This is a genomic window from Paenibacillus periandrae (assembly GCF_022458865.1).
Classification (GTDB): domain Bacteria; phylum Bacillota; class Bacilli; order Paenibacillales; family NBRC-103111; genus Paenibacillus_S; species Paenibacillus_S periandrae.
This window is the reverse complement of record NZ_JAJNMU010000003.1, coordinates 377,500-404,337: the sequence shown is the minus strand read 5'-3', so window position 1 is coordinate 404,337 and position 26,838 is coordinate 377,500. Positions and strand designations below refer to the sequence as shown.

General features: G+C 47.2%; 32 protein-coding genes. 8 read left to right on the top strand and 24 right to left on the bottom strand.

The features are described 5' to 3' along the window. Positions 1 to 23: 23 nt before the first annotated feature. The 12 genes from LRL21_RS06785 to LRL21_RS06730 form a co-directional block, all read right to left on the bottom strand. Complete coding sequence (locus tag LRL21_RS06785; protein WP_240414993.1) at positions 24 to 731, bottom strand: MBL fold metallo-hydrolase; 708 nt, start codon at positions 729 to 731, stop codon at positions 24 to 26. After that, positions 728 to 1,645, bottom strand: a complete 918-nt coding sequence (locus tag LRL21_RS06780; RefSeq protein WP_240414992.1) for a recombinase RecT — start codon at positions 1,643 to 1,645, stop codon at positions 728 to 730. The genes LRL21_RS06785 and LRL21_RS06780 overlap by 4 nt, the downstream gene beginning before the upstream one ends. Beyond that, positions 1,642 to 1,893 (bottom strand): hypothetical protein, encoded by a 252-nt coding sequence (locus LRL21_RS06775; protein ID WP_240414991.1) that lies wholly within the window; start codon positions 1,891 to 1,893, stop codon positions 1,642 to 1,644. Before LRL21_RS06775 ends, LRL21_RS06780 begins: the two co-directional genes overlap by 4 nt. Further along, the gene (locus tag LRL21_RS06770) at positions 1,890 to 3,944 is read right to left on the bottom strand and encodes an ATP-binding protein (protein ID WP_240414990.1); all 2,055 of its coding nucleotides are present in this window, start codon (positions 3,942 to 3,944) and stop codon (positions 1,890 to 1,892) included. Before LRL21_RS06770 ends, LRL21_RS06775 begins: the two co-directional genes overlap by 4 nt. Continuing rightward, entirely contained in the window at positions 3,941 to 4,111 is a 171-nt protein-coding gene (locus LRL21_RS06765) for a hypothetical protein (RefSeq protein WP_240414989.1), read from the bottom strand. Before LRL21_RS06765 ends, LRL21_RS06770 begins: the two co-directional genes overlap by 4 nt. An 83-nt stretch (positions 4,112 to 4,194) precedes the next feature. Beyond that, positions 4,195 to 4,347, bottom strand: a complete 153-nt coding sequence (locus LRL21_RS06760; RefSeq protein WP_240414988.1) for a hypothetical protein — start codon at positions 4,345 to 4,347, stop codon at positions 4,195 to 4,197. Positions 4,348 to 4,430: 83 nt separating this feature from the next. Then, positions 4,431 to 4,616 carry a hypothetical protein gene (locus LRL21_RS06755; RefSeq protein WP_240414987.1) on the bottom strand — a complete coding sequence of 62 codons (186 nt, stop codon included), beginning with the start codon at positions 4,614 to 4,616 and terminating at the stop codon, positions 4,431 to 4,433. Positions 4,617 to 4,619: 3 nt separating this feature from the next. Beyond that, entirely contained in the window at positions 4,620 to 4,868 is a 249-nt protein-coding gene (locus LRL21_RS06750; protein WP_240414986.1) for a hypothetical protein, read from the bottom strand. Further along, the gene (locus LRL21_RS06745) at positions 4,858 to 5,142 is read right to left on the bottom strand and encodes a hypothetical protein (protein WP_240414985.1); all 285 of its coding nucleotides are present in this window, start codon (positions 5,140 to 5,142) and stop codon (positions 4,858 to 4,860) included. Before LRL21_RS06745 ends, LRL21_RS06750 begins: the two co-directional genes overlap by 11 nt. After that, a complete protein-coding gene (locus LRL21_RS06740; RefSeq protein WP_240414984.1) occupies positions 5,135 to 5,362 on the bottom strand; it encodes a helix-turn-helix domain-containing protein in 228 nt (75 codons plus the stop codon). Before LRL21_RS06740 ends, LRL21_RS06745 begins: the two co-directional genes overlap by 8 nt. Before the next feature lie 185 nt (positions 5,363 to 5,547). Continuing rightward, positions 5,548 to 5,712 carry a hypothetical protein gene (locus LRL21_RS06735; protein ID WP_240414983.1) on the bottom strand — a complete coding sequence of 55 codons (165 nt, stop codon included), beginning with the start codon at positions 5,710 to 5,712 and terminating at the stop codon, positions 5,548 to 5,550. A gap of 38 nt (positions 5,713 to 5,750) precedes the next feature. Then, the gene (locus tag LRL21_RS06730; RefSeq protein ID WP_240414982.1) at positions 5,751 to 5,963 is read right to left on the bottom strand and encodes a helix-turn-helix domain-containing protein; all 213 of its coding nucleotides are present in this window, start codon (positions 5,961 to 5,963) and stop codon (positions 5,751 to 5,753) included. Positions 5,964 to 6,097: 134 nt separating this feature from the next. Here LRL21_RS06730 and LRL21_RS06725 point away from each other — a divergent pair, with 134 nt between their 5' ends. The 6 genes from LRL21_RS06725 (at position 6,098) to LRL21_RS06700 (ending at position 10,003) form a co-directional block, all read left to right on the top strand. Further along, complete coding sequence (locus LRL21_RS06725) at positions 6,098 to 6,583, top strand: helix-turn-helix domain-containing protein (protein WP_240414981.1); 486 nt, start codon at positions 6,098 to 6,100, stop codon at positions 6,581 to 6,583. Between the two features lie 48 nt (positions 6,584 to 6,631). Continuing rightward, positions 6,632 to 7,297 carry a hypothetical protein gene (locus tag LRL21_RS06720; RefSeq protein ID WP_240414980.1) on the top strand — a complete coding sequence of 222 codons (666 nt, stop codon included), beginning with the start codon at positions 6,632 to 6,634 and terminating at the stop codon, positions 7,295 to 7,297. Between the two features lie 12 nt (positions 7,298 to 7,309). Continuing rightward, positions 7,310 to 7,504: a hypothetical protein gene (locus LRL21_RS06715; protein ID WP_240414979.1), complete on the top strand. Its 195-nt coding sequence runs from the start codon at positions 7,310 to 7,312 to the stop codon at positions 7,502 to 7,504. 58 nt (positions 7,505 to 7,562) lie between these two features. Further along, positions 7,563 to 8,204, top strand: coding sequence for an ImmA/IrrE family metallo-endopeptidase (locus tag LRL21_RS06710; protein ID WP_240414978.1), 642 nt, complete (start codon positions 7,563 to 7,565; stop codon positions 8,202 to 8,204). 142 nt (positions 8,205 to 8,346) lie between these two features. Continuing rightward, positions 8,347 to 8,556, top strand: a complete 210-nt coding sequence (locus LRL21_RS06705; protein WP_240414977.1) for a hypothetical protein — start codon at positions 8,347 to 8,349, stop codon at positions 8,554 to 8,556. A 1-nt stretch (position 8,557) separates the two neighbouring features. Beyond that, positions 8,558 to 10,003 carry a recombinase family protein gene (locus LRL21_RS06700; RefSeq protein WP_240414976.1) on the top strand — a complete coding sequence of 482 codons (1,446 nt, stop codon included), beginning with the start codon at positions 8,558 to 8,560 and terminating at the stop codon, positions 10,001 to 10,003. Between the two features lie 174 nt (positions 10,004 to 10,177). Here the strand turns inward: LRL21_RS06700 and LRL21_RS06695 are convergent, their stop codons facing one another. The 6 genes from LRL21_RS06695 to LRL21_RS06670 form a co-directional block, all read right to left on the bottom strand. Next, positions 10,178 to 11,077: a hypothetical protein gene (locus LRL21_RS06695; protein WP_240414975.1), complete on the bottom strand. Its 900-nt coding sequence runs from the start codon at positions 11,075 to 11,077 to the stop codon at positions 10,178 to 10,180. Positions 11,078 to 11,142: 65 nt separating this feature from the next. Beyond that, positions 11,143 to 12,135: a hypothetical protein gene (locus LRL21_RS06690; RefSeq protein WP_240414974.1), complete on the bottom strand. Its 993-nt coding sequence runs from the start codon at positions 12,133 to 12,135 to the stop codon at positions 11,143 to 11,145. A gap of 3 nt (positions 12,136 to 12,138) precedes the next feature. After that, positions 12,139 to 13,866 (bottom strand): ATPase, T2SS/T4P/T4SS family, encoded by a 1,728-nt coding sequence (locus LRL21_RS06685; RefSeq protein ID WP_240414973.1) that lies wholly within the window; start codon positions 13,864 to 13,866, stop codon positions 12,139 to 12,141. 3 nt (positions 13,867 to 13,869) lie between these two features. Further along, on the bottom strand, positions 13,870 to 15,168 hold the full coding sequence (locus tag LRL21_RS06680; RefSeq protein ID WP_240414972.1) for a P-loop NTPase family protein: 1,299 nt from the start codon (positions 15,166 to 15,168) through the stop codon (positions 13,870 to 13,872). Positions 15,169 to 15,208: 40 nt separating this feature from the next. Continuing rightward, positions 15,209 to 15,910 (bottom strand): SAF domain-containing protein, encoded by a 702-nt coding sequence (locus tag LRL21_RS06675; RefSeq protein ID WP_240414971.1) that lies wholly within the window; start codon positions 15,908 to 15,910, stop codon positions 15,209 to 15,211. A 24-nt stretch (positions 15,911 to 15,934) separates the two neighbouring features. Then, complete coding sequence (locus tag LRL21_RS06670; RefSeq protein ID WP_240414970.1) at positions 15,935 to 17,713, bottom strand: serine/threonine protein kinase; 1,779 nt, start codon at positions 17,711 to 17,713, stop codon at positions 15,935 to 15,937. Between the two features lie 358 nt (positions 17,714 to 18,071). Here LRL21_RS06670 and LRL21_RS06665 point away from each other — a divergent pair, with 358 nt between their 5' ends. Next, positions 18,072 to 18,797, top strand: a complete 726-nt coding sequence (locus LRL21_RS06665) for a sulfite exporter TauE/SafE family protein (RefSeq protein WP_240414969.1) — start codon at positions 18,072 to 18,074, stop codon at positions 18,795 to 18,797. Between the two features lie 65 nt (positions 18,798 to 18,862). Here LRL21_RS06665 and LRL21_RS06660 read toward each other — a convergent pair whose 3' ends face one another. Next, positions 18,863 to 19,894, bottom strand: a complete 1,032-nt coding sequence (locus LRL21_RS06660) for an NADH:flavin oxidoreductase/NADH oxidase (protein ID WP_240414968.1) — start codon at positions 19,892 to 19,894, stop codon at positions 18,863 to 18,865. Between the two features lie 378 nt (positions 19,895 to 20,272). On the opposite strand from LRL21_RS06660, the gene LRL21_RS06655 reads away from it, so the two are divergent. Beyond that, positions 20,273 to 21,025, top strand: coding sequence for a polysaccharide deacetylase family protein (locus tag LRL21_RS06655; RefSeq protein ID WP_240414967.1), 753 nt, complete (start codon positions 20,273 to 20,275; stop codon positions 21,023 to 21,025). Positions 21,026 to 21,136: 111 nt separating this feature from the next. On the opposite strand, the gene LRL21_RS06650 is transcribed toward LRL21_RS06655, so the two are convergent. From LRL21_RS06650 to LRL21_RS06630, 5 genes are all read right to left on the bottom strand, one after another. Further along, on the bottom strand, positions 21,137 to 21,247 hold the full coding sequence (locus LRL21_RS06650; RefSeq protein WP_240415090.1) for a sporulation protein YjcZ: 111 nt from the start codon (positions 21,245 to 21,247) through the stop codon (positions 21,137 to 21,139). Between the two features lie 154 nt (positions 21,248 to 21,401). Next, positions 21,402 to 23,435: a beta-galactosidase gene (locus LRL21_RS06645; RefSeq protein ID WP_240414966.1), complete on the bottom strand. Its 2,034-nt coding sequence runs from the start codon at positions 23,433 to 23,435 to the stop codon at positions 21,402 to 21,404. 232 nt (positions 23,436 to 23,667) lie between these two features. Beyond that, a complete protein-coding gene (locus LRL21_RS06640) occupies positions 23,668 to 24,429 on the bottom strand; it encodes a sugar phosphate isomerase/epimerase family protein (protein WP_240414965.1) in 762 nt (253 codons plus the stop codon). A 140-nt stretch (positions 24,430 to 24,569) separates the two neighbouring features. Further along, on the bottom strand, positions 24,570 to 25,787 hold the full coding sequence (locus LRL21_RS06635) for a Gfo/Idh/MocA family protein (protein WP_240414964.1): 1,218 nt from the start codon (positions 25,785 to 25,787) through the stop codon (positions 24,570 to 24,572). Between the two features lie 199 nt (positions 25,788 to 25,986). After that, the gene (locus LRL21_RS06630) at positions 25,987 to 26,826 is read right to left on the bottom strand and encodes a sugar phosphate isomerase/epimerase family protein (protein ID WP_275900645.1); all 840 of its coding nucleotides are present in this window, start codon (positions 26,824 to 26,826) and stop codon (positions 25,987 to 25,989) included. Positions 26,827 to 26,838: the final 12 nt, after the last annotated feature.

Genomic DNA, 26,838 nt, shown 5'->3' with positions numbered 1-26,838 from the left:
GGCTTTACAAATCATGGATTTTCCTACCTCTCCGCTATATAAACTAACTTGCCTGTAAGCTCCTGTACCTCACGCTTGAACATGGCCTCGTCACTGTTGCTGTCGCTAAGATGGAGCAGCCATATCTCTTGAACTTGGTGTAGATCATTAGCTTTCAGAAACTCCTTAACGTTCTCCAGACAAAAATGCGATCGTAGCAATCTCTTCTTCTGTAGCGCTGGAACCTTACCAGAAGCAACATTTTCATCCAGTAGGCGTTTGCTATAGTTGCACTCAACCATGATGTGTGTGAGCCCTTCAAATCGATAAGGAATGTAATAGGTATCAGTAGCGAAAAGTAGCTTATCCCCTGCCTCGTTAACGAGCAAGAAGCCCAAAGGCTCCGATACATCGTGTCGTACATCAAATGCCATGATCGTCCATGTTCCGATAACAAATTTCTTCATAGCCTGCACAGGCTTGGCGCGATGGCCAGATACTTTGGCGGCGTCCAAGGTGCCTTGTGAGGCGTAAACCGGAATGCAGGCTTTCAGTACCTCAGTAGCTCCCTTAATGTGGTCACCGTGTTCGTGAGTGATCAGGCAGCCTGCGATGTCCTGTGTCTTGAAGTCCAAAGCCCTTTGTATATCTCGCCAGCGTATGCCTGCTTCCAGCAGGAGCGCCGTTGTGCCATCTGTAATATAGTAGGCATTTCCGGCGCTGCTGGAAGCCAAGGGAATAATCTGGATCATGCCCAATCCGGCTCGCTATCGCCGCTGGCAGGTGGGTTATCCCGTTCGAAATCAGCAATGGCATCATCAAATGATTTGGGATCGCGATTTGTTAATGTTTGTCCCATATCACCCTGCCTCGCTTTCTCAGGGGGCCTATTCGGTGTTACGTCGATGATTTGACCATTAGCATTCTGGGCAATTTCTTCTTCTGCCTCAGCTTCGTCATTCGCATCGTCATTTTGCCTAAAGTGCTTCATGATCAAACTGCTGTCATTAGAAGTATTCATGTAGGCTTTGCAGGCTCGGTTGATAACCGTCCGTTTAGCCATTTCGCTGGGGAATTCATTGTGAGTGCTGCCCTCCTTATCTGGTGACATTTTCGACTTCTTCCATGACTTCTTGATCTCTGCCATCGTCATGATTTCTGTATATTCGCGACCGTCAGGCCAGAAGATGGAGCAATAAGCACCAATTATTTTGGAGTCATCAATATTAGAAAACGAGGATTTGTGTGTAATTATTTTTTTTCGACCTTTGACGATTTCAAATTCGAATTCGTCACCGTCGTAGATTACTTGAGCGTCAATATCCTCGGCTTGCGTCACCTGTTTGGTCACTGCCATGGTGCCGAAATATGAACGTTGGAAGGTAAGGAGCTTTCCATAAACGATGAAGTAACCTTGCTTCTTTGCTGGGTTTAAACCTTGAACAACCATGTCCAGCAATGCATTAGCAATACTGTCGCGTGTGCAAACCTCAAGAGCTGGCTTGAAGTCCTTTGTCTGCACGTTTTGAAGCATAAGCCAGGCTGATTTTATTGCGTTCTCTGGGCTGTAATTCGCAGGGAAATGAATCTCCCCACGTTCTTGAAATTGCCGAACCTTCGCGGAAACAACGTCTACAGTTTCCTTTTTAACGATTGCTATACTCATTCCTCATCCTCCTTCGCATCTTCGTAAACAAATTTAACTTGCTTGCCCTTATGCTCTATCAGGAAATCCTTCAGTAACCGGGAGAAGTCGGAAGGTCCGACTAAATCCCGTTCTAAAATGGCGTCCTCTGGGCACTCTGACAATGGACCAATACTCATCACTTCATTACCATCGATCTCAAGCGTTTCGCGTGTGAGCCCTTCCCATCCGGTTCCAGTGATAACTTTTACGGTCACAATGCCACTCATTGGATCACCTCGTTATCTACGATTATTTGGCTTACTGCTGCATAACCCGATACGAATGTAAGTAACTCATCGCTTCTGATCTGGTCGTCATTCCTTGATTCAACCCTAAGTTGCTTGTCCTTTTCACTGACGATCAAACTAATCTGCTGCCCATCAGTAGGAATCAACTGTGTTACTGCCTCGGCATTGTCAACGAATATAGGAGCTGTCACGCCATAATGCTGGGAAAGTGTATTGATGATATCGAGTCCTACATTAATCCGAGCTGCGTTGTTAAGGCCGGAACTGTAAGGGACGCCTTCGAAGGTTGTCTCGCACACATCGTTTAAGGCTCCATTCACTTGAACATCGAACAATTTGAATCGAGCATATTTGAATTTGCTATTAATCCGGTTTTCCAGCAGCGCGACCTTGGTCCGAGTGAATTCTTCAGTCTGGTGCAGCTCACCTTCAAGCTTGGCGTATTCGTCGGCAAGTACCTTTTCCTGCTGCATTAGCTCCTCAACGCGACCCTGTAATATCTTGACCTGCTGGAATTTGGCTTGTTGCTGCTGCATCATGCCGACTTCGGATCGAAGCTTTGAAAGGTCCATTCGAGCTGTTTCTAAGGCTCCAAGGTTTGCCGATCGCAGTCCGAGGATTTCACTCTTCACCATGTCGATTTCCCGCTGCTTGGCAATGTATGCCGGGTCCGTGCTAACGTCGGTCATGCCTGCTTGTAGGGTTTCCAGTTCTGAACCGGCGGAGGATACTTCCGTGTTTTTCGAGAACAACTCATTGTTAAGAAAATCGTGTTCAGTAGCTAATTCTTTGTTCTCGGCCTCCAGTTTGTCGCATATGGCCTTAGCTGCCTTGCCTTGTGTACTTATCGATTCCAAGCGTTCGGACTTCTTCAGGTTAAAAGCAGCAAGTGCCTTTTGATGCGACGTTTCTACTTGCTCAGTTGGTAGCGTTTGGCCGCATGTCGGACAATTCTCGTCATGTTGATGCTGGAATTCCTCGGCTTTGATCCTGTCATATTGCTCCCGCAACCTGCTCCGTTCCTCAACGCCGCGCTTGATTGCTGCTTCATTCGACCTTACGCGTTGTGCCTTTTCATCTATGGTCCGTTCTAATGCCGCTGCCTCATTATGAAGTTTGGAAACAACTCTGCGCTGTTCAGTGATCTTCTCCATCGTTCCTGACTGCAATTGATTGCGAAGCTGAATCAGCTCGCCCTCAAGCTCCCGCTGCCGCTTTTCCTTGACGGCAACCTCGCCGCCGGATTGAATGCGGGATAGTTCATCCGCTTTGTCCTGGATGCGCTTTTGAAGTGAGGCAATGTCATCTGCCAGAAATTCCTCATCTGTATCCCCAACGTCCGGCATGGATCGATTGGCCTCATTGATTCGGATCGGAAGATCCTGAAGCTCTTTGTTGATAGCGGTCATGCGTGCCTTGATGATTTTCTTGTGCTGTTCGATCGTATTGTCACCGATGATACCTGGCAGCTTGGAAAGCTTCATGTTTGTGGCAATGACCTCGTTATCTGTCAAGTTGCCGCAAATGCTCAGTAGCAGCGCCCGCTTCTCCTCAGTCTTCATTTGCTCATTAAAGTAAGAAGGGTTAGTCAATAGTTTAAAAATGTCCTCGCTGATCAAAGCAGCGATCTCGGCTTTGTACTCTGCCAGCTTCACAGGCACCCCATCAATAAAGTAATCCGATGTGTGGCCTGAGAAGTCCTGTGATACCGAGCCGCGTTTCTTCGTCCAAACTTCCTTATACAGCTTCCGGAATGTCCGGCGCCTGCCGTCAACCAGCAGCACGCCCTCAACTTCATGTTCCAGATGGTGAGCGGGCTGCCCTTTTGCATCCAGCGTTTTTATCTCAAAATCCTTTTTGTTTTGACTGTCCTTATCGAACTTGAGCCATGTGAAGGCGTCAAACAAGGTCGTCTTGCCCACGGCATTGTCACCGAAAACTTTTGTACTCTCTCCATTCGTATTAAGGGTGAAATTACGAATCCCCTTGAAATTACGAAGTGTAAGGCTCTGTAAAACGATTTGTTTCATGCGCTTGCACGCTCCTTTATCTCTTCATTGAGTTCGAAATCCAGTTGACGCTGCTCATCACCAAGCCCCAGCTGTTGCAGGACTCGCCAGCCGTTCTCCAGTGACTCGTCAATACCTTGGATCAATTCTTCCAAGCCTGCTGCCATTTGTGCGTTTGTGAGGTTCAAAATGATTGCCTCCTTGTCAACTCCAATTTTCCGTGTTAAGATGGCGCTAATAGTTTTGATGCAAAAGACCCTCGCTACAGGGTCTATTTTTCATTTTCAGCCATGCGTTCAAGTGCAATAAAAGCTACATTCTTTGTCAAAATCCCTGCATCGCACTCATAACCGCCATTTCTCAACTGTTCGACGATTTTTTGAAGTGTGTCATACTGAGCGATTGCTTTTTCGGATGATTTCATTTCATCTCTCCTTCCCTATGCTTTGATGCTTAACCGCATCATCGAAGGTCCACCGCAGTGGGCCCTCACTTGATAAGGTCAAACTAACATGCACGTTTCCGCATTGGTTGAAGTGATTCAATGCTCTGTCCGCGGAAAGTCATCAATTTACCTTCCTTTAATCCGCGTCCCCAGGTTTGTATTGTAACCGAGTGTTTGTATACCCGAATCACGTCTACATTGCATTCAAACACTGAAGACCATACCCGCATCCCTGCTTTAATCTCCATCGTTTAACCCTCCCGCGTCTGTCCGCCGACATGAATGTGTATGTGAATCGGATAACGTTCAGCAAATGCCTTAGCATGCTGCTCGTGAAATTGCTTTAGTTCAAGCGCAAGCAAGTCGTTCATGATCCGGTACTGATTAGCCTGATGAAAATCTTGCCTATAGCAGGCTGCTTTGTAAGCCAGTTCGTTCGCCGCTATCTGAAGCTTGATCTGCTGCCCGTCCATTTCGATTTTCGCTTTATTAGGGAGCATCCTGCGCAGCCCCCTTTTTCTTAGAAACATTGTGTGCTATACTCTGAGTAAGAAGTTTCAAATACGCACGAAGATACATCCGTCTGGCAGGACGGGTGTTTTTCTTTTGTTCAGCTGCCTCAGCCTTCTCCCGCTCCATTTCAGCTTTTTGTCCTTGCAACCAATCGTAGTATCCGCAAGCCGTTTCGAAATCGATGTGAATATCACGAAACATTCCCCGACGAATATCCTCTGTATGGTCCAAGTAAGCTTGTTCGCTAACCACTTTATACATACAATGCTCTCCCTTCTTGAACTGCTTGTATTGATCTTTCACAAACCTGTAGCCAGCTTTCGTATGTAGCTGCATCGGGCACTCTGCCATTCTCATATTTGCTGACCGTGGCTTGGGTAATTCCAAGTTCCATTGCCATTTTTTCTTGAGAGTAGCCAGCTGCCCGCCGCTTTTTCTTAATCTTTTTGCAGATAAAATTCGGATCAACGATTGCATTCACAATTCTGTACCTCCCTCCTATGCCAAGTTGGAATTTATTCCAAGGTGGATTGGTAACTATTGGATAATGGAGGTATGCTGTTTTTATAAGTTATTTAGTTGCCCCGCCAGTTCCCCTGAACCAACCCCCGTGTTACCTACTCCCTTACGCCTCTGCCCGCCGCTGCTTGGTGGCGGGTGTTCTTCTTAACCCGCCTGTTCTTTTGCTCTTTCTTTCCTTTGTTCAACTTCCGCAGCCAATGGCGCGAACTCTTCCAAAAACCTGTCCCATTCTGGCGTGTCTTGAATTACAATCGGCTGAATCTTCTGAGCCAGTAGTGCAGGAATTTCGGATTTATTTACGAGTTTCATGTGATCCCCTCCCTTAGATTGATTTGGATTTCCCTCAACTACCCCACCTCCTTCGTTGCGGCTTGTTCGTTTTCTCCGAGTAGTTCGCTTATCGAAACTTCAAGGGCGTCCGCTAGTTTTCGTAGCGTTTTGGACGTAGCGTCTTTTGCTCCGGTCTCCAAGCTATTAATAAACGATTGGGACACGCCTGATCTTCTAGCGAGCTCCATTTGTGACCATTGTTTGTTATTCCGTAGGTCTTTGATATTCATCACTCGTATCACCTCCATGCCTCTATATTATATCTATTGATATGACTTGTCAACTCTATTGATATGATTTATTTGCTTTTTTGTTATGATATAATCTCTATAGAGATGATTAAGCTTTTGAATGGGGAGTAAATATGGATTTCGCCAAAATGTTGACCCACCACAGAGAAGCGGCTGGATTAACTATGAATCAGCTTTCTGTAAAATCAGGAGTCTCACAGCCTTACATAGGTGAGATTGAAAAAGGAAAGAAAAAGCCCACAATTGATACAATCGAACGTCTATGTGCGGCTCTCGGGGTAACACTTTCACATTTTTTCAGCGACCCCGAAAGATCATTGCCCAATGACATGCAACAACTCATACAGACAACAGAAAAGCTTCCGCCAGAAGAACGGAAGGCTCTCAATGAATATTTAAAGATTCGTCTGGCCGTTGCTGAAGCGAAGGAAATCAATGTGATACAAATGCCGGTTAAAGAGCAAGAAGAGCTGAACGCTGCTGCTTATGGTGGAGACTTAGACGGAATATCTGAAGAGGAAAAGAAGAAGTTCTATGAAATGCAAAAAAAGCGCCGTGAAGACGAGGAGTTTGAACGGAACAATCCAGATAAGAAATAGCATGCACCTCGATAATGAGGTATTTTTTTCGAATGGAGCTGTTAAATCTTGATAAAGCATGCATTTTTAGGGGCAATTCTCGCAGTATCAATGACCGCCTGTGGGACGAGCAGCACTACTCCCGCTGCAGCACCTGCTCCTGAACCAAAAGCTATAAACACGGCTGAGAATGCACAGAAAGAAAAGCAAGCACAAGAAGCCAAAGAAAAGTTAAATGCTGAAGCGAAAGCTAAAGCCGAGGCTGAGCAGAAGAAACTAGCTGAAGAAAAGGTTAATGAACAGATCACCAAATCAGGTGGTTTAGGGGATACACGAAAAACCATTGAAAAATTGTATGGTCCCAATCAGAACAAAAATAAATCAGATACTAGTGTGGGTGGATATCAGGATGGCATTGCCTCAGCGATGTATTTGAATGACCGTACTTATAATTTTGCTCGGTCCTTCGAAACGACCAGCCTAAGAAGAGTTTCAAAAGAAGAGGCCCTAAAAGTAGTCAACGATATTATACCGACAGACGCCATTAAAGTTAAAGAGTGGACGCATAGCGAAGGAAAGGATGTAATTCAATATGAAAGTAAGCTTCTACCCAATATCTTAGGTGATGACTTTTATACTAAAAAAAACATTAATCAAGGGACTTTCATAGTTATCCTAAAGTACGATGCCAAAGGTGTTTTTTCCATTGTCTGCGGAATCGGTAATAACCCATAAACGAGGTGACCCATGCTCAAATCCAACACCCCCCTGCTTCACCCAGCTGACTTTGACAATGCCATGTTTTTTGGAACAAATATCGAAGTCTTCCAAAACGGCGAGCCAATAGACCGCGGCGGCCAGATTGAGAAGCACACAGAGGATTGCGTATATATCAATGGCGGTTTCTTCATCAAAGAAAATTGTGATTTTAAGGTCCGGTAACTCGGCCTTTTATTTTTATCCCAAAACAGAACATACGTTTCCATTGGAGGTGACACCTATGAATTTATCCCTTTATAAAACTAACGATCTTGAAAGTTGGATCATATGTACCTATCAAAAAAATAGAGTTTACTATGCCCCCGACCTCGATATTGACCGTATCGCTGGAATGTTTAATGCGTCCATCCTTTATCATCCCGGTCAAACAAAAGTTATTTGGAACGATAGATTTGGGCTCATTTATATCAATGAAAGCTTGGATGAACGGCAACGGCGCGAACAAGCATTCCATGAGATTGGACATGTAGTGCGACATGCTGGATTTCAAAATGGTATGCATAGCCTATTTATTGAACTCCAGGAGTATCAGGCAGCTCATTTCCAGCTTTACGCTTCAATACCCTGCTATATGTTAGAACCATACTGCCACATTCAAAATCAGCAAGAATACATAAGCACACTCTCTAACGATTTTCGATTACCAATCCCACTCGTACGCAAACGAATTGAGCAAATTCAGAATCGAATATATTTGGAGCAGCAAGAAAGAGATCGTAAAGAACACGTTAAGAATCAAAAGCCGATAACTCAAGAATACATCAGGAAAAAACGTGAAGAATTAGGCAGACAATGGGTGGAAAGGTTTGGTGGTCAGCATGCAGAAGATCTTGGTACTATACAAAGAACACCCCGGACTTGACGGGCTATGTTTCATACCGATAAAGATGATTGTTAGGTTTGGACAAGGGGGCATCCGTTGGGATAGTTCATCTTTGTATTTTCCGATACAAGCCGGCTTCGAAAGGCATCAATTTGAATATTACGATGAGGAGAGTCTGAGTATGACCATCATCCAAACTGATTTAATTAAGAGCTTTGAACGGCCAGATCATTTTGGCATTTATCTGCCTTTTGTTCTTGAGCGTATTGAGCAAAATATTCGTTATCCCCACTTTGATTCTTATGAAATTGAACAGTTCATCCTTGAAATAAACGACTTAGAAGAAGTCCTTCAAATGAATATAAAACAATTTTATGAATGGGGGAACTAAAATGAAAGCAGCCATTTATATTCGCGTATCCACGGAGGACCAAGCAATCCATGGTCATTCTTTACCAGCTCAACAAGATGAGTGTGTAAAATATCTGCTCAGGCGCGGATATACAGAATATGAAGTATATGCAGATGACGGGTACAGTGCAAAGACGATGAACCGGCCGGCACTCACTCGGATGCTACAAGATGTAAACGCGAAAAAAATCAACTATATCGTATTTTGGGCTTTGGATCGACTGACGCGCGATCCGATTGACGGCTTGATCATGTGCCGCGAAACCTTTTACAAGAAAGGTATTGATTTCGCTTCAATTATGGAAGAGTTGGATATTAAGAGCGCAGACGGGGAAATGATGCTGACCATAAGACTTGCTATGGCACGAGCAGAGCGCCGTAGGATCTCTGAGCGTACAAAGCTCGGGTATATAAAACGGGCTAACTCAGGCAAACGTAACACCCCATCGCGCCCCTATGGTTATCATCTGGGTCCGGATCTCACGCTGACTCCAAATGAGGAAGAAATACCGATTCTACACATGATTTATGACTGGTATATCGAAGGCAAGGGCGTTCATAAAATTGTTCGTGAATTAAATTTGCGGAATATACCTTCCTCGCGCGGTGGTGTTTGGACACGATCACCCATAATGAGCATGCTTCAGAATATCACTTACATCGGATATAACCATTGGAAACCTAAAGAAGCGCCAGAAGAGCAGCGAGTGATTAAAAAGGGAACTCACCAACCATTAATTGATAAAGAGAAATTCGACTACGTACAGAGCTTGATCAAACGGCGTGCAACTGGCGACATGTCCAGCAGCAGTTATACGTTCTATTTTTCAAGCATCTTGAAATGTGCATCTTGCGGGTATTCTTTCTATGGAAATTCACACATTCAGAAAAGTGGCCGGCGGCAGATACAGTACTACTGTCAAGGTAAGCGTCAATTGGGTGTCTGCAACATCTCAACAGTTTCTGAGCGTAAAGTGACACGTCTTGTTCTGGCCCAAATCAGAACGTTTATGGATGAAGCTAAAAACGTAAGGAAGGAAGTTGCTTCTACTAGCGATGGAACGGATAAGGAGCGCAAAAGAGTGTTAAAGGAGATTACCACGAAGAATGCGGAAATGGAAAAGTTGCTGAAGTTGTATCTCGCGGATAAGGTAGACTTACAGACATACGAAAAAGAACGAGAAGAAATCAAAAATCGGGTATCGGAGCTGGAGGGCAGACTTTCTGATTTGCCAATGACGACAACGGCTAGCGGCCAATTGACTTATGCTGCAACGGTGAGGCTGCTTGAGAACCTGCTTGAAAATTGGGAATACCTTAATGACCTCGAACGAAAACGACTTATTCAGAGTTTGTATTCATCCATAAAAATTGCTAAGATCGATAAGGTGTGGCGCATAGAGGAAATGACGTTAGCGCTCCAATAGTAGATACTAATGTACATTTCGTGTTGTTGAACAAATCATCCATTTGCGTCTTTTTATCCTTAATCGAGCTCCACATCGCCACAAAAATGAACAATCCGATGGCAGCTAGTGTAGCTGCAATGAGTAAAAACTTTTCCAAGGCCGGTTTCATTATTCATCCACTCCTTCAAGGGTTCAACCAAAATGATTCGTGCTGCGAGCCAAATCCGTTACATACTGCTGGGCGATGTTCAACGCATTCCACAAATAAATCAACAGCGGACTAAATGCCGCGGCATAAGCCAAGCTCCCAAAAAACTTGCGTCTTCGCCGCCGATTCTCGCGCAGCATCTGGGTGTAGCTCTCTTCTCTCGCCTCCACCAGGACAGAAATATCCTCTGGCGGCGTCATTTCCAGATCTGCAAGCAGCTTGCACAGCTCCTTAGCCTCCTTGGTTCCGATATCCTCGCCAATCGCATGCAGTGCAGCGGACGCCCCTTCGTCAAATAACCGCAGACCTTTATTCAAGGAGGGCTTGATTCTTACCGTATAATCGCGCAGCTTGGTCAGCATCGTATGCAGATTCAACCTGCGGCGACCAACCCCTTTAAGCTCGTCAGCGATCATGCTGTAGATCATGAACAGCTCACGGTTCTTTTCCCCGTCGTCAATCTCCTTCCATTTGGCCAAAAAGTAGGTGAGCAGCGAAGCTTTCGTGTTGGTCGCAAGCAGCATCACTACCGGACCCCACAGCTGGAGCAGCAGTGCAGGCAGGGACTGAATATCCCAATTGAAGGAGATGTCATATAAGCTGTTGATTAACCATAGCAGCGCGACACCATAACGAATGGACTGGATTTTTATCGCATTCATCCCTAATGGATACCCGGTACGCTCCAGTCGTTGATCCAGCTCAGGATGATCAAGCCAGGCCTTTAATCGTATATACTGGAGGCGGGACATGTATTTGATGGACAGGGGGGTCCGCAAACGGCGATGAATCAGATAAGCAGCAAGCATGTAAATAAGGCAAATCAGGATGCCAAGAAGCCCTCCGCCAACAGCATATAGATCATGGTGCATCTGAAAGAACATCTTCGACCTCCTTATGGGCTTAATCGTATTCTGCAGCTTCATATTCCGAAGCTGATCTCAACGTTCTAATAATCATTGGGTGGACGCCGGAACCAAATCGCCAAAAGCAGCGAGCCTATAATGAAGCAAACCGTAACTGTCAGCCAAAATCGCCCCTGCTCTGTTCCCAATTGATAATGTACCGTGCTCGTGTAGCCCATAAATATGATCATCATTATCAAAAGCAATGGGAACAAAAGCACATGAAGCCAGCTCAGCTGCAGCACCTCAGAGCTGGAATCCCCCTCATCGCGCAGCATATCGATCTGTTTATGAATATTTTTATCAATTGCCATGAGTGTGCTTTCCACATTTTCATTACGCAGCAGTCCTTTCAGCATCGTTAAGCCAAGCTGCTTGGCAAAGGATGTTTGAATACTGTAGATAAATTCTTCAACCGCCTTCTCCATTTCGCGCGAGTCCACATAATTAAGCTCCTCTCTGATCAAGTTCATAAAATGACTGCGGATCGCACTGGATGATATTTCCTGACAAGCAAGCTGCAGTGCCATACGCATATTACCGCGGGTAACCTTGTATTTACTGGTCAATATGCCTATCGTTTCTGCAAGATCATAACCGCTTTGGATTTGTTGACTGCGCAGCTTCAACCGTTGGTAAATAATCAGTACTGCAAAAGCGACAATGGCTATAAACAGACTGAAGCGTATGTCAAAAGCCATTACATAGGAAACCATCCCGGCCGACAAGGAGCTTGATACAGCCAGCAGCAGAAATCGCTGAACCGAATATTCGCTATAACGCTCCTTCATCGTCGCTTTCAGCAGCAGCTCCAGCTGACGATGGATTCTTCGGTAAATTGTCGCAATACGCCCCGGCTGATTCTGACCTCGCGGCTTACGCTTCAACTGCTTCATGCTAAGTCGGTGTCGATGCTCTGTCAGCAGCAGCTTGCGAAGATATCGGAGCGGCTGCCTCAGAGCCATATACAAACCGATTGTAAATAAGCACGCTGAGATGAACAAAAGCGACATCGTCAAAAACGGAAACATAGACAAGGGCTAATCCTCCCCATCTGTCTGCTGCACTGTAGGTGATGTAAAAGTGATTGCGGGTGGTTGTACAGCTGTACTTCCCTCCATAGACAAGGATATGGATGAATGTTCATGCAGCAGGTTCCTCGACATTGCGGCAGCTACTTGCCCCATCGAAACACTGATCCGGTGCAGCGGATTGACCGCTACAGGATTATAAACGACTATGCCTTCACTCTCTGGAATCGGTGATGCCGCTGCTAACGCAGCTAGCGTTTGGAAGGTGCGTTCGGACCATTCCGGATGAACCTCTCGCATTTCCTTACGCAGACCCTCACTCAAATCATTACGATACGTCCATGTATCCGTTCGCTCATTCCAATGCATCAGCTCATGAGTGCTAATTTCTCCGGTATAGCGATTGTAGCGAAGCTCCATCACGCTTTTGAGTCGTTTACGCGTGCGAGTCGGGTCCTGCGTCTGCACGATCAGAATATCGATGTTTTCGGCCACACGTTTTTCTTCCTCTTCAAAACGCACACCCGGATTCAAGCTGCACAGCAGCCTCGCGAATTGGGAGGGTACGGTTTCCGGCTTCCAGGTGTGGAAGGTGCTGCCAAAGCCCTTGAGCAATCGTTCGCAGGCGAGCATCGCGCCCTCGGCCTCAACTCTGCGCACTTCACCGATAATCGCATAATCGACATCAAAGCGCAGAATCTGATCCATTGCATGATGAAAGGTGCCTTCATGGGTGATTCGCTCGATCAGCTTCTTTTCGGGAAAATCACGGCTGGCAGCCAGCTCGTAATGCTTTTCGATAATCGCGCCTGTGTAATGGTTTTCCCGTTCAGCTATCAGTGCTTTAAGTGTCGTGGATTTTCCCGTACCCGGCGGGCCAATCACAATTACATTACAATGAGTTTTGGATATGCCCTGCAGCAGTTCAACAGCTTCCGGTGGGATCGTTCGGCGTGTGGTATCTGCCAAATCCTCCACGGTTACCCGACCGATCAAAAACCGCCGGAACGTAATCACATCATGCCTTACATCGGGCTTCACCGTGAGCGTAACCCGCTCCCCCGTATATAAGTCCACCTCCAAGGTTGTATTGTATAGATTGACAATTGCATCTTCCTTTTGGCGAGTAAGTGCACGAATGATTTTATCCACCTCCTGTGTGGAGGCAAATTGAAATGGCATCCGTTCATGTCGGCCATGATGATGGATCCAGATGGAGGTTCCAATAATTTGCGCGGCGTAGCTGTCCGGATACGTTTGCCAGCAGGCCAGTGCCTTAAAGCCGTATATTTCATGAAACATCGCATGTGTCACATCGCCATAGCAGCGCTGCTCTTCCTTGGCAAACCGTCTGAGATTCATGTAGTAATCCGGCAGTTCCAGCTGGTGCAGTCCCTGACGGTCCACATAAGATTGTATTTGTTCCATGATGGCCGTCACTGTCTCGGGTACACCGATAATCGCTTTGTTTTCCAGCTCGACGAAGGCCTCCGCATCATCGTTATCCGGTAATCCTGACAGATTCCGATTGCCCATCCCTTGATGCATCGCACCCGCAAACCGTTCACCAACAAATTCTTTATAAGTTTGGCAGGCTTGCTCAAAAAGGACCTTTCCGCCACCGCTGATCAATAGGGGTGGAGAATATTTGTGCTCGACAGAGGATGGAATCGTCGGTTCCCAAATCTCAGGCTCCGTATGAAACTGTCCTATATGAAACCTCGACTGACTGACCAATGGTTAGGCCTCCTTAACAGGCTTCAACCAACGGAACCATGAGCCCTTCGAGGAGCCTGCCGCAGAATCCATGAGCTTGGTGGCCGTTTCTACAGCAGAACTGTGAACGAGCGGCAAATCATAATAATACAGCATCGCCCTTGCTATTTTGCCCAGCTCCTTGTTGTAATCTTGATTATTCGGATGAACCCACCCAACCTCTGCTTCCTTGCGATAAAACGATGGGTCATACGGCAAACTGCCCACATAAGGCATCTCAAGCTGGCGTGACAGCTGTTTTTCATTTTCAATATCGGGTGAGCGAACCATTTTATTGAACAGCAGCATCGATTGGCGCTGCTCCCATTGGAAAACCGGGTGCAAAATATGCTCACACATTCGCTTCCACTGTACCTTGGCCTGCTGACTTTGACTCATATAAACAAGCAGCAAATCAGAGGCATGTATGCTTTGTGCGGCCAATGCGTGGTCAGGATAGCTGCCTGCATCCAACAGCACCAGATCAAAGCACTCTCGTGCCTTCTCGATTAACCATGACACTCCATCCGTTTGGTAATAGTACAGCTTCTTCAAATCCCGGCTGCCCGCTAAATAATAAACGTTAGGTGCCAGTAGCTGCATTTTCCCCTGAAGCTCTGCAGCCTGAAGCTGCTTGCCCTGCAAGCTTCCCCACAGCTCATCCATATATTTGGCGGAATAAAGCAATCCGCTATCCCCCGGATTCCAACCGTTGAGTCCAAAAATCCCTACTTTTACTCCTGATAGTGCAGCCAGTGTAACTCCGATTGACAATAAACTGGAGGTGACACCCAGTTGGGGGAGTGCGCCGATTGCGGTTATGACCTTACTGACAGTCCTTGCCTTAATCAGGCATATTCTCCCTGCCTCATCGGCTACCTGTTCGGGTGTATGGTAAGGGAGCACATAGTCGATACCTTGCGCTGCGCACAGGCTTTGTGTTGTTTTTAAGGTCAACGGGTCCGTTCCGTTGCTAAGTAAATAAATAATCCGATTATCCGGATAATAACTGCGCAGTGTGAACAATTCGTGCATATCCAGCAGCGCATCGCTTACAATCCATATATCTCCAGGTAATAATGAAGTCTCTGGAGCCGCTACAGAAGGATTCGATGCGAGGGATCGCGCTGTTTTCAGTAGAGAGTCCCGTTTGCTTTCCACCCTTTCTCCCATCAGAAGAACCGCTGCCATATCCTTGGATACGCTGGATACGGACTCATAATCTCCAGAAATTCGTAATGCCTCCAGCAGTCTTCGGTCACCTGTCACCACATAAGCATTCAACGATTGATTGACCTCCTTTTAACTTATATTCAACGTACGTTTAGTGATAAACGACCAGGAATCGGTAACCCTTCGTGCCGTATTTGCGAATCAGCTCCTTTTGATCATTATTGACAATCAGCTCTACCGCACTGACCATGCCTGTAGGCTTCTTACGATCATCGGAGGCTCCGATTTCCTGATTGTTGGTGCCCTTGGCATAGCTGACGACAATTTCCTGAAGCTTTTTCTCTTCCTCGTAAGACACATTCAGCTGGTCCAGCTTCTCACGCGAAAGCTCCTGATTGGCTGTTTTGTCATCAACCTTTTTACTCTCTTCCTTTTGCACCAGCAGCAAGGAGACCCGATCGCCTCGCAGCAAGCTGCCAGGTGGTTTTCCAAACATCCATTCTACTGGAAGTGGCATGTTCCATTCATCAGCAGCAGGCAGCAAATGAGCGGTATTCAGCATATCAGCTGTGATTTGCTCATTCAGTCGAACGGCTCTTGTCGTTTCCTGACGAAGTGCTAAGGGCATACGTACCATTGCCCCGTCAACAAGCTGCTCTTTTTTTACCTTGACCGTTTTGAGATCTGCTTCGGTTAGCCGTAAGCCGCGTTCGACAGACCGCGCAGCCTGAACCACTTCAACCGTTCCCCAATTGGGCTCCACGAACCATTTCCAACCGATCAGCAATGCAGGCCCTGACAGGCACAAGCCGATAACCAACACATAATACATACATTTATACCAAACATTCATCCTGCCGGGTCCTCCATTTCCTTACTATCCGTTTCCCCACAGCTTGTGCAGCAGCCCCTTGGGACTCGTAGGAGGCAGCCAGCTGCGAAGCCAGCCTTGCATCGAACGCTCCAGCTGAGCACGGACTCCAGGGCGATCCTGCACCAGTATACCCAACCAGCTCGCCTCAGCTATCTTGGTAAAATCAATCGCTGGAAGCATGCAAACCGGTGGTTCGGGAAACACACTCAGCCATTGTCCGGTATGGCTGGAATTCACTGCCTTATTGGCGATACCCCATACCGGCTTACCCAGCAGTCGCAGTTCCCTAAGCCGCTTCATATTACGTCTTGCAGCAGCCGACTCCAGCTTATGCAGCATGGGATCCATGACATAAACAAATTCGGAAGCAAGCTTAATCAGCTCGTTTGCCGTCTCGTCCTCCCAATCGGAACCGATATCGACCAATATAATAGGACGCTCTATCTCTTGGAGTAGCATCTGCTGCAGTCGGTTGAACGCCAGCTCTGTTCGGCTTCCATCTGCAAGGCTGGGCTGTATCGAATCGCTAATTATGGAATCATTGGGCCATTCAGCTCCCGATTGCGGTGCCGCTGGCAGCCACAGCGTGTTGCCATCCTCCCAAGCTGTCCGCTGCTGCCGCAAATCCACTGCCGCTTCGTTATAGCAGTGATAATCGGGGGGAGCATGCTTCTCACCATACAATAGTGCGTACAGCTCCGGCTTCCTCGATTGCGCCTCCATAACCGCGTGCCTGATACCAAGTCCGTGCAGTGCGCGAGCCAGCGATAGTATCGTGAATGTTGCGCCAGCACCTGCGTACAGCCCGGCTACAACCAAGACTCGCGGCGGCGACTTTGACAGTCCCTTTCCACCACTATCCCTTGAGGCTGTGCCGCCTTGTTCCGCTCGACCTCCCTCTCGATTTCGTCCTCGACCAACATCCCCGTCTATTTCGCCATACACGTCCGCTCCATTATTACGCGCTGCTATTTGCAGCGGCTGAATTCGCAGCAGCTCGTCGCGTACCTCCTCGGCGCTCTGGCAGCGAGCTCGCGGCTCCGCTTGCAGCAGCTTCTCCACCAGCGCTGACAAGCTCGCAGAGATCGCTGCGCTGTGGTCGCTCAGCGGCCTGCGCACGGCATAATAATAATGACCGCCGCTCAGCAAGTAATACAACAGCGCACCCAATCCGAACAAATCGGTGCGCGCGTCGGTCTGCCGCCCTTCGAATTGCTCAGGTGCAGCAAAACCAATCGTGCCAATTCGCACCGTGTCGGCAGCTTGTCCAGCCTTATAGCTGCGTGCTATGCCAAAATCAATGAGCCGTATCCGCTCCTGTGCATCGATCATCAGATTCGCTGGCTTCACATCTCTGTATATAATCGGCTCAGGCTGGTGGCTGTGCAAATACGCGAATACATCGCACAGCTGCAGCGCATAATCAATCACATGATTGACCGGCAAACGTTTGCCGGACCGTTCGAAGCGCTGCAGCAGCGTTTCTCCCTCAATATAATCCATCACCAGATAGCTGCATCCATAGGGGTCAGCTGGAAAATAATCAACAATATCTGGAAGATTCGGATGGTTAAGTTTAACAAGCATTTCTGCTTCCGCGAGAAATTCATATTCCGTTCCGTTGCTCTGCCTCGATTCCTTAACCGCCCAGCGTTTGCCGGCTAGTCGCAAATCGTCTGCCAAATATACGGTAGACATCCCACCGCTTCCCAGTACGGAAACGATGCGGTATCGCCCTTCGACTACATCGCCGATTTGTTTGCCCTGCGGCTGCATCTGCATCTCAACCACCCCCATTTGAGCTATGCGATCCTTTTACACGTTTGTTCAAGAATCAGCAATGAACAGCTATTGCATTTAGCAGCACCAACCGTGACGCTGATTGGAATGCAAAAAAACCGCCCCTTCCAAGCTTTTCAGCATGGGAGAGGCGGTTCTTCCGCTCATCACTTCTAATATTGACTATAAATTACCACATATTTCAATTTTAAGCAACTAGATTCGATTATTTTCCCCAAAAGTCACCATTTGTATCGCTCTAATTACAATATTCTCAGTATAATTGCTATAATCAATTGTGCAAGGACTCGCAGGGTACGGATATGAACTACCCATAAGATTATCCATTAGGGGTGTTTGTTTGGGCGATTATTTATTTGTGTTGCTGGTAGGACTAGTAGCCGGGGCTGTCAGTGGCGTCATAGGAACAGGCTCATCCATTATGTTATTACCTGTTCTTGTATTTGCATTTGGCCCTAAGCAAGCAGTACCTATTATGGCAGTGGCTGCTGTTATGGCAAACCTGACCAGAGTCGTTGTCTGGTGGCGTGAAATCAATTGGCGGGCTTTTGCTGCCTACTCGATTACAGGTGTGCCCGCCGCCGCACTGGGTGCGCGAACGTTGTGGGAACTGCCAACAGCTGTTATAGACATAGGGCTTGGTATGTTTTTTTTGCTTATGATCCCTGTCAGGTATTGGCTAAAGGCAAAAAATTTCCATATTTCCTTATGGCAGCTTGCCGTCGCTGGAGCTATTATTGGCTTTTTGACTGGAATCGTCCTCTCTACGGGTCCTCTAAGCGTACCCGCATTCACCTCTTACGGATTAATGAAAGGCGCATTCCTCTCTACGGAAGCGGTCAGCTCACTTGCCCTGTATGTCAGCAAGGTTGTAACCTTCCAGGAGCTTGGAGCACTCCCCACAGAACTGATGGTACACGGAATTATCGTTGGTGCATCTCTGATGCTGGGAACATTTGCTTCAAAAGCTATTGTTCAGCGGATGAGTGTCATCACCTTCCAATATGTGTTAGACATTTTATTGGCAGTTTCCGGGCTTTCCCTTCTGTGGGCGGCAATCCATTAAACCACTTCATCCCAAAAAAGCACGGGCCCATAGATTGGGCTCGTGCTTTTGTCTATTCATCGCTTTTAAAGATAAGCCCGTTTGTACGGCTGCGGCACATGAGCATGCTCACTTTTTAGTTCCAAAGCTGCATGAGTGGCCCAATACGGATCCCGCAGCAAACCCCGCGCTATTCCAACCAGATCAGCATCTCCATTGCCAATGACCGATTGAGCAAGCGACGGGGACTCCAGCATACCTACTGCAACAACAGGAACATCCAGAGCTTCGCGAATAGTGCGTGCATATGGAATCTGGTATCCCGGGTAGTTTCCTGGTTTTCTTTCACCTGCTGGCCCTTCCCCACCCGAGCTCACATGAAACACGTCTACACCGGCCTCTTTGTAAGCTTTAGCCAGCTGTAGGGTGTAATTGATATCATAACCGCCATCCACATATTCAACAGCGGAAATACGGAAAAATAACGGCATCTCTGCAGGTATTACTTTTTTAACAGCTTGTATAATTTCAACCCCAAACCGGGCCAAATCCTGTCCGTAAATATCGTCGCGCTGGTTTGTTAGTGGAGAATGGAACTGATGGATCAAATAACCGTGTGCTCCATGCAATTCAATCATGTCCACACCGGCCTCTACAGCACGACGAGCTGCATCCGCAAAAAGCTGTACCATCCCTTTAACTTCATCCGTCGTGAGCGCCCGCGGTACTTTATAAGCAGCTCCTGGAAATTTGATCGCAGATGAGGAAACGGGTACTTCAGCATCTTCAGCTTTACGACCGGCGTGTGCAATCTGGATACCAATTTTGGCATCATGAGCATGCACTTCTTTAATAATTCGCGAGTAGGCGGGAATTTGCTCATCGGACCATAATCCCAAATCCTTATCACTTATGCGACCATCCGGATGAACGTCCGTCATTTCCATAATAATAAGCGCCGTACCTCCGATAGCGCGGCTCAAATAATGAACATAATGCCATTCGTTCGGTTTGCCGTCCTTGGCATCAACGGAATATTGACACATAGGGGCCATCACTACACGGTTCTTTAATTGCAAGCCTTTGATCTCAAAGGACGTAAACAGTTGGTCTCTCATCGTAATCCCCTCCGCTGTTTCCAATTTGGCTTATCGATATGCAGGTCATCAAATCCTCTGCCTATTTTATTATTGATGCTTTTAGTATCAAATACAAGTACCCACTTTTATGTAAGATAGTATCAAAAGTATAGTTTATAGCTTGAGCCCTTTTCAATTGTCCCGTCTTCATATAGCATGTACACCCGTTAACGTATCAATAAAACCAATGATTGGTATCCAACAGCAAATTATCATTACTAGGCTTTCCCTTGCCTTCTTTAACAAGGAACTGCAAGGTTTTGTACAGGTAAATTACTTTTTTGACTTCGATGGCTAATACTCGGTGAAATGGGAAAACTATCTTCGTCCTACTACACGAAGGAGGCTTTGATTACCATGTGGACTGTCTCCATCCCCATTGTGCTGTCGCTATCGATGCTGCTTACAGGATCCATTAATGAGCTATCCAACGCTCCCAGTAAAGGGCGTCCTTATTATGAAAAAAGAGGTGAGATTGTATGGGAGGTGCCCACTGAGGAAAAAATTATCGCGCTGACCTTTGATGACGGGCCCGATCCTGAGGATACACCGCAGATTCTGGACCTCTTGAAGCAATATGGAGCTAAAGCTACTTTTTTTGTGATCGGTGAAAAAGCTGAGCGTTATCAGGACCTCATTAAACGGGAAGTGGCCGAAGGCCATGAATTGGCGAATCACACCTATACCCATATGTACTTCACCCGCGGAGTCAAAGAAAGCAATATGCGTGACCAGCTGATGAAGGCCGAAAAAGCTATATTTCGGGTATCCGGGCAAAAGCCGCACTTATTTCGTCCGCCAGGAGGCTACTATAACGATCCGTTGATTCAAATCGCCAAACAAGAGGGCTATACGGTCGTGATGTGGTCCTGGCATATCAACACGATGGACTGGAATACACCGGGGGTTAGCCATATCACCAATAAGGTGCTTAACAACTCGCGCAATGGAGATATTGTATTGTTTCATGATTATGTAGAGGGCAAGACACAAACCATTGAGGCACTCAGGCGAATTTTGCCCGTGCTTAAAAGCCGCGGCTATCGCTTCGTCACGATTTCGGAGCTGCTCGAATATCGCAAAACCAGCCCTGTCAAAGGAATCGATTAAGCTCTTAGCCGTAAGATGGAAAAGTAAAAGCACCTGCCAGCATCTGCTAAACTGCTGCCATGGTGCTTCTTTACTTATCTTTTAAACCTTATTTAATATTGCTATTATCGTTTATACGCCCCAAAATCCTGAGCCTGTTATGATAACCAATAAAATGAACAGAACCAGAATTTCTCCTGTTGATGTACCAAACCCGCCATATGCCCCTGCACAACTTCCCACACCTACACCGCCAACATGTGCCAATAGAATCACTCCTATGTCTTGATTAAGTCAACGACATCGAATCCTCATGTACATCAACCTATGCCATAGTGTATGGCAATTAGCGGAAACGGTATAGACAGATGCACAGATTAACCGCCCATTTCGGGATTTATAGCGAAGCCATTTCCAAGATCCAGACACCCTTTGCAGGAATCGTCACAGCTCCGCTAACCACTTGACCACTAAGCAGCTCGGTGCGCTGGCTTGTGCCGAGATTCACCTCGGTCTCGCTGTCATTATGATTCAATATCATCGTATAGGCCTGTCCGTCTTTAACACGTCGTGTCGCTTCAATTCCTTCAGGAGCAGCCAACACGGATTCAATCCCCGCTTGCTTCACCAGCAGCGCAGCAAAATCGGCAAGAAACGATTTATCCGGACTGGATGCTACATACCACGCCTCACCTTGTCCGAAGCTGTTACGCGTCAGCACAGGCGTACCCTTATAAAACTCCTCACCATATTCAGCCCAAACCTCAGCTCCCTCCGTATGCAGAATATCACATAACAATGTGCTGGCATATTCCTTTTTAAAGCCTTCCCGTCCTTCGGTCATCACGATGCGGTTGGACATATGCGGAAATAATGCATCGATTTCTTCAACCCAAATACCGAGCAGCTTGCGGAGCTCACCTGGATATCCGCCAAGTGTAACTAGGTCGGATTCATTCACGATACCACTAAAAAATGTCGTTACAAAACGTCCGCCTGCTTCCACGTAGCGTTCCAGTTTGTCGGCAACTCCCGGTTTCACCATATAGAGTACAGGTGCAATAACGACATCGTAACGGGAAAAATCCGCTTCCACTGAAATCATGTCAACCGCAATATTCTGATCATAGAAAGCAACATAATACTTGGCAAGCTCTGTCATGTAGGACAAATCGATCGTAGGTCCCGAGGAGAACTCCATGGCCCACCAATTCTCCCAATCGATGATGATCGCCACCCTGGCTTCGATCCGGGAACCGAGCAGCTTATCTCCCAGAACCTGAAGCTCGCCGCCAAGTGTCGCGCATTCTCTGAAAACACGGGTATGCTCATGACCTACATGCTCAATAACCGCTCCGTGATATTTCTCACAAGCACCGACCGAACGACGCAGCTGGAAAAACATCACCGTATCAGCACCATGTGCTACAGCCTGATAGCTCCACAATCGCATCACGCCTGGACGCTTCAGACCATTGTACGCCTGCCAGTTTTGCTGGCTTGGCGTCTGCTCCATCAGCATGAATGGCTGCCCCTCCTTCAAGCCGCGCATCACATCATGCCACATCGCCACATGACTGAGCGGTGTCGTGTTGGAGGGATAGCTATCCCAGGAAACCACATCAACGTGCTTCGCCCATTTGGCATAATCCAGCTGCTTGAACATCCACATCATATTCGTCGTAACCGGAACATCCGGTGTTACTGCCTTTAATTCGTTGTATTCCAACAAGTAGCAATCCAGCAGCCCGTCCGAGTTAAAACGCTGGTAATCGAGCGAAATTCCTTGAAAGGTGGTTCGAGTTTCTGCAGAATGCTCACTTAATAAATTGGGTGGGACGATTTCTTCCCAATCATAAAAGGTATGCCCCCAAAAACGGGTGTTCCACGCCTTGTTCAACTGATCCAGACTGCCGTATCGCTGCTGAAGCCATACACGAAAAGCTTTGGCGCAGTTGTCGCAATAACAAATGCCGCCGTATTCATTATTTACATGCCACACAGCCAGCGCCGGATGATCCTTGTATCGTTCAGCCAGCTTGCGTGCCAGTCGTGCAGCATAAAGTCTGTAGGTCGGACTATTTGGACACGAATTGTGGCGTTGACCGAAGGTATGCTTGCGCCCTTCAAAATCAACCCTAAGCACATCAGGATGACGATGCGCCATCCAGGCCGGATGTGCACCCGTACTCGTTGCCAAACAGGCATACACACCATTGTCATAAAGCTTGTCCATGATCTCGTCAAGCCATTCAAATTGATAGGTCTCTTCATCCGGCTGCATTAAGGACCAGGAAAAAACAGCAACTGTCGCGATATCAATACCCGCAAGCTTAAACATTCTCATATCCTCGGTCATCACTTCTTGCGGCCATTGTTCGGGACTATAATCGCCGCCATAAGCGATTTTGTTTAATTTGGTACTAATCATGAGCTGACCTCCACTTTCTTTTTCTCACCTAACCATCGTTAAGTTATTTGTTTTACCTCTTTACAATGTGATGAAGGTATAGCCGAATTTGCAGAAACCGGAGGCCCTCAGGCTTCCGGTTTCTGTGTGTTAGGCTGTATAAATTGGATGATTTCATCATTGCAATGTCGAGCGCTGTGCCCCAACTGCACACTGCCCTCGTGGTTCTCCTTAATAAGTACCCGCTTATAGCTTATTTGTATCCCAGCTTGTGCAGGTTGCGCAGGCTGATTGCAAGACTGTCAAATGGATCGTTACCATAGCATTGATCCTGTTCAACCGCTCCCCATTCCACACCCGCAGCATCACAAGCTTTTAGAATAGCCGGGTAATTCATATTGCCCTCTCCCACTTCTGCAAAGCGGCGTTCCCTGTCAGCTGTAACTGCCCAGTCCTTCAGATGCACGACTTTCATACGTCCATCGACTTTACGGATCCATTCAACCGGATCAGCGCCACCAGCCTGTACCCAATGGAGGTCAAGCTCAAAATCAAATACTTCCGGATCGGACTCTTCGAACAAAATGTCCATTCCGGTGCGGCCATCGAATTTTACAAATTCAAATTCGTGGTTATGATAAATAAATCTCAATCCGGCATCGTGCAGCTTGCGGCCGACCTCAGAGAACTCCTTCGCAAACTTCGAGTAGCCTTCCTTGCTTGTCCGGTATTCCGGCGGCAATCCGCCCAATCCTACATATTTGCAATCCCAGATTTGGTGCTTTTTAATAACTTCATCGATATTGTCAAAATCCGAATAAGGAATATGGGTCGCGCAAATCGTAAGCTGCTCCCGATCTGCAAGCGCCTTCAGTTCCTTGCTGTCAATAGGTCCTACGCCGGAAACCTGGACCGAATCATAACCGATCTGTTTGACTTTTTTCAAACTAGCTGCAATATCCTCCGGTGTTTTCAAAAAATCCCTAACCGTATAAAGCTGTGCTGCAATTTTCAATGGTTATCGCTCCCTCATCTCGACTGTGAATCCCCCTCCATTTTACACGAAGAAGGAATAAACAGCTACCTTGTATTCTACCCGGACAAAAGATACGCTTATTCCTGAAGGAAGGAAATGCTCATCCCTGTGCAAAAGTCTCAAGATCTAAATAAATCAAAGCTGTGATAGCCGTCTAAAGAAAACAACCTGCCTGCAACTGCCCATGGAACGCTGAGCTCCGAGAATAGCACACCCTCTGCCGCTGCACGACGCACATCTGCTTCGATACCTGTGATTTCTGTGAATACGGTATTTCCTTCATCTTTTCGCACAAGAAAACCTTCAGAAATCGGATGCGTTTCCCCGCTTGATTCAAATGCACCATTAACAGCCAGCACAAAATTGCGACACTGCTGAAGCGAGCTCAGAAGAGCGACCGATTCATCTTGAATCGCCGCCAGCGTATTCAGGTACATATTATGGACATAATCCTCATTGGCAAAGCTGCGGCTGGATGGTTGCGAACCATCGGTTCGAACATTCAGCGTATTGTTATACGTCCACACTAATTCACCCTGTGTCCCTTTAACCGTGATGGAAGGAATCGATTCCCCAACGTGGCACAAGCTGGCATAGAAATGAACGATTGCTCCGCTTTGCGTACGAATCCGAAGACAAGACGTATCCTCGCCTTCAATAGCATTGGCATGATACAGCTCAGCTTGAATATCTAACGGAGTGCTTTCTTCTATATTCCCGCTGCCGGCAACCAACAGGCAATTATTCAGCAAATGAGCCAACGGATTATTGATCGTACCGTCGAGCACGTAATTGCCCTTATGAATAAGCTTGCCTGCCCACGGTGTACGGTCATAATAGGCCTGCGTGCGCTTCCATAGGCCAACTCCCGTGACATGCAGCACATCGCCAATCTGCCCCTCCTGAATGATTCGAAGCAATTCACGGAAGGCCGCTCCCGATGTATTTTGAAAATTAACCTGACATAATGATGATGAACCCGCTTGAGCACGCAGCATTTCATCAAGATCCTGTATGGTTACAGCAGGTGGTTTCTCAAGCATAACATGGATTCCACGTGAAAAAGCATACATCGCCATCTCTTTATGCATCGGAATAGGTGAGGCGATAACAACCAGATCCAGCTCGGGATGACGGTCCAGCATCGTTTTGTAATCGGAATAAGGAGCACCGCCAAGCGTCATAAGCTGCTGCCAGCCCTCTGGATTCACATCGGGATTGATATCACTAAATGCTGTGACCTCCAACAGACCTTGTCCTGACAGCTCAACCAAATGACGGATATGTACTTTACCAAATCCCCCTACCCCTATCAAGGCAGTACGAATTGCTCTCATGGTTAATTCCCTTCTCTCACACATGTATAAGACATTGGGCCGATCAACGATGTAACCCGCTGACCAGCCCGTAAACCTTGCTTAAATTCGTATTCAATAAGGATCACAGCAGCTTCAGTACCGGGCTTAACGTCTCTTAATTTTAATAACCCTTAGCGTTAACAGTACTAAATCTATACGCTGCTAATGATTGATATCGTTACACATGCTCTAAATAACGCGCCTTCATCTCGGCCAGCACTTCATCGCCAGGACGATCCCATATCGCCTGATTGAAAATTTCCACCTCAATAGGTCCTCTGTAGCCTGCTGCTTCAACAGCTTGACGGATGCGATTCAGTTCAATAACACCGTCCCCCATCATGCCTCGGCCCAACAGCATGTCAGGAGTAGGCACGATCCAATCGGAAACATGGAAGCCCAGAATTCTGCCGCTTGCGCGGGCAATTTGTTTGTACAGCTCAGGGTCCCACCATACATGAAACACATCGACAACAACGCCGACCTGCTGTGGCGTGAAACGCTCGGCAATCGTAGTTGCCTGGGCAAGTGTTGAAATCACGGAGCGTTCGGCTGCATACATCGGGTGCAGCGGCTCAATGCCGAGTGTAACCCCGCGCTCCTGCGCATAAGGCACCAGCTCATGGATCGCATCCTCGACCATTTGGCGAGCTCCATCGATATCGCGGTCCGGTGCCGGACCACACACCAGCACAAGAACCTCTGCTTCAAGCTCAGCCGCTTCATCTATCGCTCTGCGGTTATCGTCGATGCGAGCAGCGCGTTCGGCTGCAGTTGCTGCAGGGAACATCCCGCCGCGGCACAAGCTCGATACTTTCAAGCCTGCATCGCGGACAATACGTTTACTTTCAGCCAGGCCTGCTTCCTCTACCTTGTTGCGCCATAAAGCAATCCAGGGAATCTCTGCCCGAACGCAGCCTTCAGCAGCTTCACGCAAGCTCCAGCTGTTGGTCGTAATTTGATTTAAGCTCAGACGATCTATGTTTGTAAAACGTTCCACAAGTATCCCTCCGTCCATTGAATCTGTATT